Origin of the sequence: Acidovorax kalamii (assembly GCF_002245625.1) — a bacterium.
Lineage (GTDB): Bacteria > Pseudomonadota > Gammaproteobacteria > Burkholderiales > Burkholderiaceae_C > Acidovorax > Acidovorax kalamii.
Window position 1 is genome coordinate 369,830 of the sequence record NZ_NOIG01000008.1, and the last position, 13,168, is coordinate 382,997.

The following is a 13,168-nucleotide window of genomic DNA, read 5'->3' on the forward strand; positions in this document are numbered from 1 at the left end:
AATTTGAGAAAAATTGGCCGCTTGCGCGCGACCATCAAGCGCTTGTAGCTACTAAATATGTAGCAATTAATGCGCCACCGCCCTGCGGTAGCGCATTGCGTGCCGCCGGAAGCTGCGGCACCCTTGCGCCTTTCCGCTGAAGTCTTTTCCGTACCCTCTGTCAGCCCCGGTCTGTTTGCCATGTCCGTTATCGCCACCTTGCCCGACACCCCCTCTGCGGAGGCTGCCGAGAAAGCCGCCGCCCACGCCGCGCTCAAGCTCGAAAAGCGCCTGGTGCGCCAAGTGGCCCAGGCCATTGGCGACTTTGGCCTCATCGAAGACGGCGACAAGGTGATGGTGTGCTTGTCGGGCGGCAAGGACAGCTACGCCATGCTGGACGTGCTGCGTTTGCTGCAGCAGCGCAACGGCAATCGGTTCGAGCTGATCGCCGTCAATCTGGACCAGAAGCAGCCCGGCTTTCCGGCCCATGTGCTGCCTGAATACCTGACCCAGGTGGGTGTGCCCTTCCACATCGAAACGCAGGACACCTACAGCGTCGTCAAGGAGCACATCCCCGAGGGCAAGACCATGTGCAGCCTGTGCAGCCGCCTGCGCCGGGGCATTCTGTACCGCGTGGCCGACGAGCTGGGCTGCACCAAAATCGCGCTCGGCCACCACCGCGACGACATGCTGCAGACCTTCTTTTTGAACATGTTCTTCGGCGGCAAGCTCAAGGGCATGCCACCCAAAGTGCAAAGCGACCGGGGCGACCACCTCATCATCCGCCCGCTGGCCTATGTGGCCGAGGACGACCTCACGCGCTGGGCCGAGATTCGCAACTTCCCCATCATCCCTTGCACCCTGTGCGGCAGCCAGGAGAACCTGCAGCGCAAGCAGATCGGCCAGATGCTGCGCGACTGGCAGCAGCTCTACCCGGGCCGCATCGAGAACATGGCCGTGGCGCTGCGCAACCTGGTGCCCTCGCACTTCATGGACACGCGCCAGTTCGACTTCAAGGGCCTGGTGCCCAACGGCGTGCAGGACGCCGATGGCGACAAGGCGTTTGATGCCGAAGAGTTTCCAGCACAGGCCGTGGGCATGCTGGGCGGCCTGCCCCTGATGCCCCGCTGACCTGACACCGACGTTTTTTAGATTGGGCCACCCCATGACCACGCTCAAAGCCCCCGAACTCCTCCTGCCCGCAGGCTCGCTCGACAAGATGCGCGCTGCCTACGACTTTGGCGCCGACGCGGTGTACGCCGGGCAGCCGCGCTATTCCCTGCGCGCGCGCAACAACGAGTTCAAGCTGGAGCAGATCCGCCAAGGCATTACAGAAGCCCACGCACGCGGCAAGAAGTTCTTCGTCACCAGCAACCTGATTGCGCACAACGACAAGATCCGCACCTACCTGCGCGACATCGAGCCCGTGATCGATTGCAAGCCCGACGCCCTCATCATGGCCGACGCGGGCCTGATCATGATGGTCAAGGAAAAATGGCCCGAGCAGGTGGTGCACCTCTCGGTGCAGGCCAACACCACCAACTGGGCGGCGGTGAAGTTCTGGCAGAAGATGGGCGTGGAGCGCATCATCCTCTCGCGCGAGCTCGCCCTGGACGAGATCGAAAAAATCCGCCAGGAATGCCCCGACATGGAGCTGGAAGTGTTCGTGCACGGCGCGCTGTGCATCGCGTACTCGGGCCGTTGCCTGCTCAGCGGCTACTTCAACCACCGCGACCCCAACCAGGGCACCTGCACCAACGCCTGCCGCTGGAACTACGCCACACACGACGCTGACATCGACCCCACCACGGGCGAAGCCATTGCGCAGAAGATGGAAGGCGACTTCAACTTCGAGGCCGCGCAGCAGAAGGCCGAGCAATCGTTCTCCACCACCGGCAGCGGCCAGCGCCACCCCAAGGCCGACAAGGTCTACCTGATCGAAGAAGCCGGCCGCCCCGGTCAGCTCATGCCCATCATGGAGGACGAGCACGGCACCTACATCATGAACAGCAAGGACCTGCGCGCGGTGGAGCACGTGGCCCGCCTGACGCAGATCGGTGTCGATTCGCTCAAGATCGAAGGCCGCACCAAGAGCCTGTACTACGTGGCCCGCACCGCCCAGGTGTACCGCCGCGCCATCGACGATGCCGTGGCCGGCCGCCCGTTCAACCCCGAGCTGCTGATCGAGCTGGAAGGCCTGTCCAACCGCGGCTACACCGGCGGTCTGCTGGAGCGCCGCCCCAGCAACGACTACCAGAACTACATCAGCGGCCACTCGGCAACCCAGCGCAGCCAGTACGTGGGCGAGGTGCTGGGAGCTGAAGGTCAGTCGGGAGTGGGCCTGCAAGGCGACTGGGTGCAGGTCGAAACCAAGAACCACTTTGCCGTGGGCGACTTGATCGAGGTCGTGCACCCCAGCGGCAACACCACCGTGCGCCTGCACGAGATGCGCAACGTGGAAGGCCAACCCGTACAGGTGGCGCAAGGCAGCCCGGTGCGGGTGTGGATCCCGCTGCCTGCACGCTACAGCGGCGCGCTGCTGGCACGCGTCATCGAATCGCAGCCGCCTGCGGCGGCGGCAGAGCCTGCGCTGGCCGCCTGATTTTTTGATAACGACCCCGGGGGCTCCCGCATGACAACTTTTTTTGAATGCAGCCCCCACCGGGTCGTTGCGGCTGCTGTGCTTGGTGTGGTTTTGTCTGGCGGTGCCAGCGCCCAGGCCCCCACCGTCGCCCCCGCCAAGCAGCGCTATGTGCAGGGCTCCTGGGTCAACCTGCGCGAGTCGGCCCAGTCACAGGCGCGCGTGGTGGCCCAGGTGCCTGCCAACACCGTGCTGCAACAGCTCACCGAGCGCGACGGCTGGTGTGCCGTGCTCTACGCAGGCGATGCCCGCCTGGGCCCGCCGTTGGCCGAGCCCCTGCAAGCCCATGTGGCCTGCAACCTCCTGGCCGACCAGCCCCTCACCCTGGCCCAGGCGGGCAAGGACGCCGCCCGCGCCTTCTGGGTCGCTCCGTCACCCAACCGCCTGCGCGCATACGGCAACGCCCTGCCGCGTCCGCCGGCCCTGCAACTGCCCGCGCTGGCCAAGAGCCACGCGCATGAAATGCCGGTGCAGTACCCCACCCGAGCTGAGTGGGAAGCCGCCAAGAAGCTCATGCGCGCTGGCGTGGTGCTGCGGCCCGAGCAGGAGATCGACCGGGGCAGCCCCATCAACCCGCTGGACGACCTGAAGCTGGCCACCCGTGCCGTGGACCACATTCCCGCCGTGACCCCTTTGGCCTCCAAGCCTAACTTGCCAGCGATTGCCCCGTCGTACTTCCGCAGCCACACCAGCGTGGCCCTGCTGCACGAGACCGACGCCGATGGCCTGGCCGCCGTGGCAGGCACCCGCATCAGCGTCATCCCCACGGGCGCTCCGGTGGGCCGGTTCAACCGCCACAGCGGGCCCGAAATCGAATACGTCACCGGTTTCTGGGACGTGGGCACTGCCGACCAGGCCTTTGCCCCTGCGCTGACCCTCTATGCCATTACCCACCAGGGCCTGGTGGGGGGGCACACCGTGCGCCAGCGCTATTGGGACATCAGCAATGAAGAGCACTACTGCGGTGGCCACTACCCCGGCCGGGGGTTCAATGACCCCGGCGAGGAAGCCCAGCCCTTGCGCGGCTACGCCCGGCTGCCGGAAAGCGCCGAGGTGCTGGCCCGCCTGGTGGTGCCCGGCAAGCTGCCGCCCGATGCGGTGAAGGTAAAGACCCGGCGCTACGCCACCAGCTGGATGCAGCCCGCCGACCCGCCCATCCGGGACAAGCCCCAGCGCAAGAACACCGCCGTGCTGGTGCACGAGATCGACCTGGACCGCGATGGCGTGGCCGACATCCTGCGCATCGACACGCCTTCGCCCGGTGGCATGAGTTTTGAGCCCATCTTTGAATGGCGCTGGTACCTCAACATCAACGGCCAGTGGTTCCGGGCCGGGCATTGGGTGGATCAGGAGTGCACCTGAGCGGCCCCTGAGGAGGGGCGCTGTGGCCTGCAACCTGCCAACGGCCCGAGCAGGTCCCCCGCCCCCGGTGGTTTTGGGTAGCATCGTTTCGGAGATCGCCCATGGGGTTTGCCAGCCAGCGCCTGGCACGCAGCCCCGACCCCCACGAAAGGCCCGCCCATGTCCGTTGAGTCCCATCCCCCCTGCGTGCGGGAGTTGCGCCAGGTTTTGTTGTGGCCGCTGCGCCTGATGCCGGTGCGGGGCTCCGAGGGGCGGCACGCCAAGCCCTGGGAGGTGCTGGCGGACATGGGCGAGGCCTCGCCCTGGCGCGAGGTGGTGGATGAATTCACGGGCGACAGCCAGCGGTTTCACGAGCGGCATTACAACGAGTTCGTGACCTTTCTGCCCTATGTGCAGCGCTTCCTGTACGGCGAGGGGCGCAGCCAGAAAGGTGGCAGCGCCACGGGCTCGCCGATGCGGGTGTTCCGGCGCAGCGATGTCAGCGCCGTGCGGGCGGTGCTGCACCCCGGCGCGGCGCCGATCACGCTCGATATCGTCCATGTGGACCTGTACTTTTTTCTTGACCTGGACCTGGTGCTGCTGAATGTCGAGGTCAGCGCCCGCGACCTGGCGCTGCCCCAGGCGCAGGAGCTGCTGTACCGCTTTGGCCGGGGCTACCCCGCCGGCTGGGACGCGGACGGCCACGCCCAGCACTGCCTGTTCAGCGCCGAGTGGCTGGACGCCGCCGGGCAGGTGCTGGCCCAGTCCGACGCCAACCAGCGCGACCTCTTCATGGCCCATGTCAGCAGCCACCGCGCCCCGCGCATCGCGGCCCACTGGGCGTGGCTGCTGGAGCCGCTGGTGAGCGATCATTCCGAGCGCAGCGGCCCCCTGCGCTACCGGCAGATCGAGTACTACCGCATGCCGCAACTGGCGTTTCTGGCGCTGGACGACCCGCGCGCCTTGAGCCGCAGCGACTTTGTGCGCCTGGGGCTGGTGACCGGCGCGGCCCGGCCGGGCGACGACCCCTGCCTGCCCTATGCCGAAGATCACCTGGCCGACTTTGAACAGCGGTTCTGCTACGACCGCTTCTGGAGCAGCAGCGGCGCCGCCCCCTACACGCGCTATCTGTGCAGCGGCCATTCACTGCTGGTGCTGGGCGACGCCAACAGCCCGTTTTTTGTCTGCCGCGACCGGGGTGTGCTCGCGCAGTTCCGGCACCAGCATTTTTTGCTGTTCCTGATTGCGCATTTCCAGAAAGCGGCGCTGCTGATGTTCTCGGACAGGCTGGCCGAGGCCCTGAAAAACCTGGACATTGCCGACGCTGCCAGCGTGCGCCGCTTCAAGCGCACCATCCGCGACAGCTTTGCGAGTTTTCTGCGCTTCACGCACCGGTACTGGTTCCATGAGGTGTCCGAGCAGGCCCAGGTGCGCGCGCTGTTCCGCATGTGCTCCAGCCACTTGGGGCTCGACCCGCTCTACACCGAGGTCAAGGAGCGCATCGGCGAGATGAACCAGTACCTGGACGCCGACAGCCTGCGCCGCCAGGCCAACACCGTGGTGCGGCTGACGGTGGTGACCATCTTTGGCCTGATCGGCACCGTGACCACGGGCTTTCTGGGCATGAACCTGCTGGCCGAGGCCGATGCGCCGGTGGGGCAGAAGCTGGGCATCTTTGCGCTGGTGTTTGTGTTCACCACCGCGCTCACGGTCTACACCATGGTCAAGTCCAAGCGTCTGTCGGACTTTCTGGACGTGCTCTCGGACGAGCGCGCCAGCGCCTGGCAAAAAGTCAGGGCGCTGGGGCTGGTGTGGCGGCGCACGGGGGAGTGATACGGCTTCGCCTTCAACCGCATCACGTCGTTGGTTTGGCTTGCCGTGCTGCAGCACGGTCTGCGGCTTACCGCCTGGTTTTGCGGTCGAATGCAAATCCGCAGTACGCGCCCGCGCTTCACCGTGCCCCCGGCTGCCGCAGCAACGCTGCCAGCACCAGCGCCTCGGCCAGCACCTCCAGCGCTTCTTCCAACACCGCCAGCCACTGCGGCAGCGCTGGCAGCCAGGGCCCGTGGGGCTGCAGCGCGGGCCACTGGTCCACGGCAATCGCCGCCAGACCCACGGCAAACCCGGCCCACAGCAGGCAGCGGGTGCTGCGGTGGCCCAGGGCCTGGTGCAGCCACACCAGCATGGCCCCACCCACCACGGCCACTGCCAGCATCGGCGCCTCGCGCACGGGGCCCCAGCGGCAGGCATCTGTCCATTCGTGGCAGCGGAACTTCCACAGCTCGTGCAGCATGAACTGTTCATCCACCGCGAGCACTGCAAACGCCAGCGCCAGGCACGCGCCCAGTCGCCAGGGCAGGCAGCGCTCGGCCGTGAGGCGCAGCGCGGTGGTGCACAGCGCCAGCAGCAAGGCGCTGGAGAGCCAGGCTGCAGGCGAATGGTCGGAGCGAAAGGCGCGCTCCCAGCCCGGTGCAAACAACCAGGCGGCCAGCAGCAGATAGCCCAGCACCGCACACAGCAGGGCGCTGGCCACCCACCGGTGGGGCGGGGGCAGGGCGCTGCGGGAGGGGGCGGGAACAGGTTCTGAGGCCATGGCGGGCGGAGCGGGCGTGAGGGGTGCCCGGATTTTGAGTCAAAAACGGCCTCTGCGCGCTATGGATATGCCTTATAAGCTATGTAAATGATAGCAATTGCAGCCTACATGCAGTGCAAGCGCTGCACAGGCTCCAGGACTGGTCATGCGCAGGGAATGGCGACAGAATCCGGCATCCTCCCGCTTGCCCTGTATGGCCCTCCCCATCGACCCTTCGCGCAGCGCCTTGCCCCCCGTGGCCCAGTTTCTGGCCGAGGCCGCGCTGCAGCGGCAGACGGCGCTGCTGGGGCTGGACAAGAAGCCCGGCGTGGCCCCCGCGCCGCTGCCCCCGGCCGATGCCAGTGCGCCGCCGCCCACGGCCACCTCGCCCAGCCCGGCGGCCGGGCCTTTGCCGGTACCGGCCGACAAGGCCAGCATCTCGCCCCAGGCGCGCGAGCAGCTGGGGGCCGGGTTTGAGCCCCGGCGCGAAGCGGCGGGCCCCGGTGCGGGTGCCGTGGGGGCTGCGCCGGGCACGCGGCCGGGGCTGGCTGCGCGCGGGCCCCTGCCACCCCCGCCGCTGCCCGTGGGGGCACCCGCCCCCGCAGCGGGTGCGGCTCCCGTGCGGGGCGCAGACTGGCCTGCCACCGGCCTCGGCGCACCGCAGATGGGCATGGTGCGTGCGCTGGTGGAGCAGCTCACGGCAGGCAGTGGTGCCCCGCAGCGGGTGGTGGCCGCGCAGCCCTGGCCCGTGGGGCTGGCGCAGGCCCTGGAGCGTGGGGCGCTGGACGCAGACACACCGCCGCTGCAGACCTGGCTGGTGCGCCAGGGCGCGGTGCTGACCCCCGAAGGGCCGCGCAGTTTTGCGCTGACCTTGCGCGTGCCGGTCCCCTGGATCGCATCGCAGCCGCCAGCGCCCACGCCTGCATCTGCGCAGGGGGCTGCGGGCCCCTCGGCGGCCATGCCGCTGCAGGTGCCGTTTGCAGGCCCCGCGCAGGCGCTGCAGTCGGGCGTGCTGGCCTTGGTGCTGCAAGGGGCCGACGCTGCTGCGCCGCGCACCAGTGCGCTGCTGGTGCTGGACTTTCAGCCCCAGCTGGCGGCCACCGTCTATGGCCGCGACATGCTGCAGCAGGCCACGGGCCGCCTCGACCCGTGGACGCAGATGGCCGTGCTGCAGGCCAGCGGCCAGGTGCCCCGCGAGGAAGACCGCGCGCGCAACGGCGCATCGGGTTTGTGCGAAACGGTGGGCTGCCCCTATGCGGCACGGGCAGCCTGTGTGCAGCCGTTCTGCCTGGCGATGCGGGGTGTGCTGCCGCCCGAGCCGGTGGGGCCGGTGCCCAGTGCCTGATGTACGGAACCGCGAAATTGAAGTTGGGGGGGCGCCGCACACCGGTCTTTGCGCAGGGCCTTTTGCAACCGGCGGCCCGTGCGAGGTCAAATCCTGCAACCCTGTCTGTCTTGTGAATCGAACGGAGAATCGGATCCATGCGCGTGCTTCCCCTCTCCCCGTCCAACCCCGCCTTCCCTGCGGATTTTGTGCCGCTGGGTGGCACGCCCCGTGACTGCGATGACTGCGGCAAGGCCGTGGGCCTGGGCTTTCAGTTTGACTATGCCTACCAGCCCATCGTGGACGTTGGGCGCCGCGTGGTCTTTGCGCACGAAGCCCTGGTGCGGGGCCCCAACGGCGAGGGCGCTGCGACCGTGCTGTCGCAGGTCAACGACCACAACCGCTACCGCTTCGACCAGGCCTGCCGGGTCAAGGCCATCAAGGGCGCGGCCGAGCTGGGACTGACGCAGCCGGTGTCGATCAACTTCCTGCCCAATGCGATCTACAAGCCCGAGGTGTGCATCCGCACCACGCTGGAGGCGGCCCGGGCCCATGGTTTTCCACTGTCTCAGATCATCTTCGAAGTGACCGAGGGCGAGCGCATCGAGGACGGCCCCTGGTTTGCCCAGATCCTGCGCGAGTACAAGCGCTGCGGATTCCAGACCGCCATTGACGACTTTGGCGCCGGTTTTGCAGGCTTGAAGCTGCTGTCGGATTTTCAGCCCGACATCATCAAGATCGACATGGACCTGATCCGCAACGTCGATACCAACCGCGCCCGCCAGGCCATCGTGCGCAACCTGGTGCAACTGTGTGAAGACATGGGCATCCAGGTCGTGGCCGAGGGCATCGAGACACCCGCAGAGCGGGATTTCCTGTTCGACGCGGGCATCCGCCTGATGCAGGGCTATCTGTTTGCCAAACCGGCCTTTCGCTCGGTGGCCACGGTGGACGCCTTGGCGCTCGACATCCCGCCCCGCTGAGCGTCCGGGGGCGCGGCGCCTACCCTGCCACCACGCGGTTGCGCCCGGACCTTTTGGCGGCGTACAGCGCGGCGTCTGCCCGCGCATACAGGCTGCAGGCGGTCTCGGCAGTGCGCAGGCTGGCGGCGCCAATGCTGATGGTGGTGGGCTGGCTCAGCCAGCTTGCCTGGGCCACTGCGGCGCGCATGCGCTGGGCCACCTCGTGGGCGCCTTGCGCGTCGGTGTGGGGCAGGATCACCGCAAATTCTTCGCCGCCCACCCGCGCCACGATGTCGATGATCCGCACGCAGCCGCTGAGCACCTGGGCGATGGAGCGCAGCACCTTGTCCCCGGCGTCGTGGCCGAAGCTGTCATTGATCTGCTTGAAATGGTCCAAGTCCAGCACCAGCAGGCTCAGGGGTGACCGCGTGCGTTCGACGGCGGCGATTTCCAGCCCCAGGCTGTCGTCAAAAGCACGCCGGTTGCGCAGGCCGGTGAGCGGGTCGGTCCGGGCCAGCTCGTGGAGTGCCTGGTTCAGCTCGTCCACCTTGCGCAGCTGCTGCACCAGCTGCTGGTTGAGCGCCTCGGCGTCGTGCAATGCGCGCCGCAGCCGGATTTCGCGCATGGCCGAGTGCGCCAGCTCCTGCAAGATGTCGATGTCCTGCTCGGTCCACTGCTTGGCCTTGAAATCCACTGCGCAAAAGCTGCCTAGCACCTGGCCTGCCTCGGTTTTCAGGGGAATGCCCGCATAGGCCCGCACCCCCAGGGACGCCACGGTGGGCACGTCGCGGAACACCGGCAGCTGCGTGGCGTCTTCCAGCACCAGGGGCCCGTCGGACACCAGGGAATAGTGGCAGAAGGTGCGCCCTGTGAGTTGCCGCAGGGTGCTCAATGGCGCGTCCATGCCGAACGTGCTTTTGTAGAAGTCGCGGTGTGCATCCAGCAACGAGACGAAGGCGACGGGCGCCCCGGTGATCTTGGCGGCCAGCCGGGTCAGCCGGTCAAAGCTCTCTTCCGCAATGCTGTCCAGCAAGCCGGTGTCCTGCACCGCTGCCAGCCGCTCGGGATCAAGGAGCGCCGCCTGGATGCGGGCGTTGTCAGCGGGTGGGGGCGGCGGCCATTCCGTCATGGGTGTGGTGCGGGGAACCGGTTTGGGTTGCAGGTCCGCTGGAAGGTACACGATCCCCGCAGGCGGCGGCGCCCCTGCACGCAAAGACCCTCCAGCCAGGCTTTGCGCAGGATCAGCGCATGCCGGTGTGGCCCCGAATCTCGGCGTGGCGCGAGCGCGTGATGGGGTATGCCAGCAGCAGCGGAATCGCCAGCACCAGGCACAGCCCGGGCAGCACGCCGGTCATCAGGGTGATGCCCTGCAGCGCATCGGCCGACTGCGCCACGTTGGGCACATAGCCCGTCACGTCCAGCATGCCTGCCACCAGCACCGTCGCGAGTGTGCGCGCGAGTTTGTCCATCAGGCCGTAGAGCCCGTAGTACATGCCGGTCTGACGCTCGCCCGCCTGCATGTGGCCGTGGTCGATGGTGTCGGGCACCATGGCAAAGGGCACGATCCAGTGCGCGCCCATGCCAATGCCCACCACCACCAGGATCGCGGTCATCAGGTGCCGGTCACCGGGTTTCACCCAGTACAGCGCCAGCAGCCCGGCTGCGCACAAGACCAGCCCGAGGATGTAGGCCCGGTTCTTCTCCCAGCGGTCTACCACGACCTTCCACACAAACAGCGACAGCCCCACCACCCCGAGCAGGATGCCCATGAAGCGGGGCAGGTCGCTCTTGTCGCCCTGCAGCTGGTAGATCACGAAGTAGGCCAGCGAGGCCTGCACCAGCGTGAGGCCCAGGCGCACCAGGGTGGCGGCACTCATCAGCAGCAGAAAAGGGCGGTTGTGCAGCGTGGTGCCCAGCGTGGCGCGCACGCTGGCCCACAGGGGCGCTGCGTGGGCCTCGGCAGCTGCGGGTGCACTGGTTGCGGGTTCGCGCACGCGCCAGGCCACCACGGCCACGGCCATGCCGGCCACCAGGCCAAACACGGCGCCCGCCAGCGCGTAGCCCGTGCGCGCATCGGGTGCGGCGCGCACCAGCACGGGCATGAGCACGCTGCCCGCAAAAAAGCCCAGCAGTGCACCCATCGACGCAAAGGCCGTGAGGCTGGTGCGCTCGTCGTAGTCCTGCGTCATGTTCGCGGCCATGGCCTGGTATGGCAGCTGCACCAGGGTCATCATGGTGTCGAACACGGTGTAGGTAATGGCGATCCACAGGAAGGCGGCCACGGGCGAGAGGCCTGGCGGCACCATCCACACGGCGGCCGCCGCCAGCCCCAGCGGGATGGCGCCGTAGATCAGGTACACGCGGTGGCGGCCATGGCGCGAGCGGGTGCGGTCGGTCATCCAGCCAAACAGCGGGTCGTTGATGGTGTCCCACACCTTGCCCACCAGCAGCGCCGCGCCCGCCACGGCGGGCGGCACCAGGGCCACGTCGGTGTAGAAGATCATGAGAAGAAAACTCATGGCGGCAATCAGCATCTGCAGGCCGACATTGCCCACGGCGTAGCCGAGTTTGGTGCCCATGCTCAGGCGGTTCGCGGAGAGACTCATGGGTGCGCGGCAGCGGGTTGGCCGGGGATCTGGTCAGCGACCGCAGGGGCCGGTGTGCGGGGCGGTGTGGCTTCCAGCATCAGGCGCACTTCGCGGCGCAGCATCTTGTTGAGGAAGCTGCGCGGGATCTCGGGCACCACCCGCACATCGTCGGGCTGCATCTGCACCGGCAGGTGCTGCACGAGGAATTCCGCCAGGTCATGCTCCAGCGGCTGCGTGCTGCGGTCGCTGCGCCAGCTTTGCCGCAGGCTCACCACCAGCACGGCGGCACTGCCGTGCTGCACCAGGCAGGCCTCCTTCACGGCGGGGTGGCAATGCGCCACCTCCTCGATCTCGCGCGGGTTGAGCGCGTGGCCATTGCGCGTCACGCGGTCGGCGCTGCGGCCCAGCACATGCAGGTAGCCTGCGGCGTCGAAATAACCCACATCGCCCATCACCACCCAGCCATCGCGCAGGGTTTCGCTGGTCTTTTCGGGGTCCAGCCAGTAGCCCTCAAACCGCACGGGTGTCATCACGGTGATCAGGCCCATCTGGCCCGGGGGCAGCGGCGCAAACTGATCGTCGCGGATCACCACCTCCACCCCCGGCATCACGCGGCCCACGGTCGAGAGGATGTCGTTGCCCAGCGGGTTGCCCTGCGCGTCCACATGTTCGTGCGGCAGCAGCCAGGTGATGGGGGGCAGCGCCTCCAGGCAGCCGTAGCCCTGCTGGAAGATGGGCCCGAAGCGGCGGATGGCTTCAGCGATCTTGGGTGCGGGCATCATCTCCGAGCCATAGGGCACATGGGTCAGGGACGACAGGTCGTAGCGGTCCAGTGTGGGCTCGTCCAGCAGGTCGATGATGGCCGAGGGCGACAGGAAAGCGCGCGACACGCGGTGCTTCTGGATCAGCCCGGCCAGCGTGGTGGCGCGGAAGTCCTCGGGCATCAACAGCGCCGCGCCTGCCAGCAGTGTGGGCAGCACCAGGCCCGAGCCCGGGCCGGTGAGCGGCAGGCCCAGCATGTTCACGTCCGGCCCGTTGGCGGGCGGCTTGAAGTCGATGGCGCGCGAGATCAGGCGCACGCTGTCCAGGTACTTGCGGTTGCTGTAGCCGATGGACTTGGGCAGGCCCGTGGTGCCAGAGGTCATGTGCAGCGCGAACACATCGTCCTCGTGCACATCGGCCGTGCCCGCTGCGGGCGCATGCTGTGCCAGGGCCTGTTCGTATTCGTCGCCCAGCGCCAGTGTGCGCAGACCGGGCAGCTGTTCGCGCACGGCCTGCAGGATGGGGGCGCTCAGCAGCGGGTCGTGGATGAACACCGTGGGCTTGACGCGGCCCATGGTGGTGAGCGCCGCATCGGCGGGCAGATGCTTGTGAAAGCTGGCAAAGATCGTGCCGTTCTCGAAGGTGGCCAGGCGGGTTTCGTACTGCTCGCCAGTCTCGGGCAACCAGGTGAAGACCACGTCCCCTTTTTTAACGCCCTGCGCCTGCATCCAGGCCTGCAGGCGGTACACGCGGTCCTGCAGCTGGGCGTAGGTGAGGGTGCCGCGCCGGTCAATCAGCGCAGGCTTGTGGGCATGGCGCCGGTAGGCCAGGCGCGCCACCGAGCGCGCGGTGCGCAGGCGGTTGAGCAGAAAACGCGCAACAAGGCTGCGCAAGGATGGGAAAGCCATCGGAGTCTCCCTGGAGAGGGCTTGTTGAAACTGTGTCCAGGAAGTTTTTCACGCCGAGGCGTGTCAAGAGATGACCATTTGTATGTGTACG

General features: G+C 67.6%; 10 protein-coding genes. 6 read left to right on the plus strand and 4 right to left on the minus strand.

Features of this window, described 5'->3' with window-relative positions; all coding sequences use genetic code 11:
* The first annotated feature begins 180 nt into the window (after positions 1 to 180).
* The 4 genes from ttcA to CBY09_RS13090 all read left to right on the plus strand — a co-directional run bounded on the left by ttcA (position 181) and on the right by CBY09_RS13090 (position 5,794).
* Positions 181 to 1,110, plus strand: coding sequence for a tRNA 2-thiocytidine(32) synthetase TtcA (ttcA, locus tag CBY09_RS13075; RefSeq protein WP_094290034.1), 930 nt, complete (start codon positions 181 to 183; stop codon positions 1,108 to 1,110).
* Positions 1,111 to 1,144: 34 nt separating this feature from the next.
* The gene (gene trhP / locus CBY09_RS13080) at positions 1,145 to 2,581 is read left to right on the plus strand and encodes a prephenate-dependent tRNA uridine(34) hydroxylase TrhP (protein ID WP_094290035.1); all 1,437 of its coding nucleotides are present in this window, start codon (positions 1,145 to 1,147) and stop codon (positions 2,579 to 2,581) included.
* Positions 2,582 to 2,611: 30 nt separating this feature from the next.
* Positions 2,612 to 3,982: an SH3 domain-containing protein gene (locus CBY09_RS13085; RefSeq protein WP_094290036.1), complete on the plus strand. Its 1,371-nt coding sequence runs from the start codon at positions 2,612 to 2,614 to the stop codon at positions 3,980 to 3,982.
* Positions 3,983 to 4,141: 159 nt separating this feature from the next.
* Positions 4,142 to 5,794, plus strand: coding sequence for a magnesium transporter CorA family protein (locus tag CBY09_RS13090; RefSeq protein ID WP_094290037.1), 1,653 nt, complete (start codon positions 4,142 to 4,144; stop codon positions 5,792 to 5,794).
* A gap of 118 nt (positions 5,795 to 5,912) precedes the next feature.
* Here the strand turns inward: CBY09_RS13090 and CBY09_RS13095 are convergent, their stop codons facing one another.
* Complete coding sequence (locus CBY09_RS13095) at positions 5,913 to 6,554, minus strand: hypothetical protein (RefSeq protein ID WP_094290038.1); 642 nt, start codon at positions 6,552 to 6,554, stop codon at positions 5,913 to 5,915.
* Positions 6,555 to 6,747: 193 nt separating this feature from the next.
* Here CBY09_RS13095 and CBY09_RS13100 point away from each other — a divergent pair, with 193 nt between their 5' ends.
* Positions 6,748 to 7,878, plus strand: coding sequence for a hypothetical protein (locus tag CBY09_RS13100; protein WP_094290039.1), 1,131 nt, complete (start codon positions 6,748 to 6,750; stop codon positions 7,876 to 7,878).
* Positions 7,879 to 8,015: 137 nt separating this feature from the next.
* Positions 8,016 to 8,840, plus strand: a complete 825-nt coding sequence (locus CBY09_RS13105) for an EAL domain-containing protein (RefSeq protein WP_094290040.1) — start codon at positions 8,016 to 8,018, stop codon at positions 8,838 to 8,840.
* 19 nt (positions 8,841 to 8,859) lie between these two features.
* On the opposite strand, the gene CBY09_RS13110 is transcribed toward CBY09_RS13105, so the two are convergent.
* The 3 genes from CBY09_RS13110 to CBY09_RS13120 form a co-directional block, all read right to left on the minus strand.
* Positions 8,860 to 9,948 carry a sensor domain-containing diguanylate cyclase gene (locus CBY09_RS13110; protein WP_094290041.1) on the minus strand — a complete coding sequence of 363 codons (1,089 nt, stop codon included), beginning with the start codon at positions 9,946 to 9,948 and terminating at the stop codon, positions 8,860 to 8,862.
* A 112-nt stretch (positions 9,949 to 10,060) separates the two neighbouring features.
* The gene (locus tag CBY09_RS13115) at positions 10,061 to 11,425 is read right to left on the minus strand and encodes an MFS transporter (protein ID WP_094290042.1); all 1,365 of its coding nucleotides are present in this window, start codon (positions 11,423 to 11,425) and stop codon (positions 10,061 to 10,063) included.
* On the minus strand, positions 11,422 to 13,077 hold the full coding sequence (locus CBY09_RS13120) for a class I adenylate-forming enzyme family protein (RefSeq protein WP_094290043.1): 1,656 nt from the start codon (positions 13,075 to 13,077) through the stop codon (positions 11,422 to 11,424). The genes CBY09_RS13115 and CBY09_RS13120 overlap by 4 nt, the downstream gene beginning before the upstream one ends.
* Positions 13,078 to 13,168 lie beyond the last annotated feature (91 nt).

Excerpts from the sequence above, each read along its gene's own strand:
- CBY09_RS13115 (WP_094290042.1), bottom strand. The coding sequence starts at position 11,425 with ATGAGTCTCTCCGCGAACCGCCTGAGCATGGGCACCAAACTCGGCTAC.
- CBY09_RS13090 (WP_094290037.1), top strand. The coding sequence starts at position 4,142 with ATGTCCGTTGAGTCCCATCCCCCCTGCGTGCGGGAGTTGCGCCAGGTT.
- CBY09_RS13100 (WP_094290039.1), top strand. The coding sequence starts at position 6,748 with ATGGCCCTCCCCATCGACCCTTCGCGCAGCGCCTTGCCCCCCGTGGCC.
- CBY09_RS13085 (WP_094290036.1), top strand. The coding sequence starts at position 2,612 with ATGACAACTTTTTTTGAATGCAGCCCCCACCGGGTCGTTGCGGCTGCT.
- trhP (WP_094290035.1), top strand. The coding sequence starts at position 1,145 with ATGACCACGCTCAAAGCCCCCGAACTCCTCCTGCCCGCAGGCTCGCTC.
- ttcA (WP_094290034.1), top strand. The coding sequence starts at position 181 with ATGTCCGTTATCGCCACCTTGCCCGACACCCCCTCTGCGGAGGCTGCC.
- CBY09_RS13095 (WP_094290038.1), bottom strand. The coding sequence starts at position 6,554 with ATGGCCTCAGAACCTGTTCCCGCCCCCTCCCGCAGCGCCCTGCCCCCG.
- CBY09_RS13105 (WP_094290040.1), top strand. The coding sequence starts at position 8,016 with ATGCGCGTGCTTCCCCTCTCCCCGTCCAACCCCGCCTTCCCTGCGGAT.
- CBY09_RS13120 (WP_094290043.1), bottom strand. The coding sequence starts at position 13,077 with ATGGCTTTCCCATCCTTGCGCAGCCTTGTTGCGCGTTTTCTGCTCAAC.
- CBY09_RS13110 (WP_094290041.1), bottom strand. The coding sequence starts at position 9,948 with ATGACGGAATGGCCGCCGCCCCCACCCGCTGACAACGCCCGCATCCAG.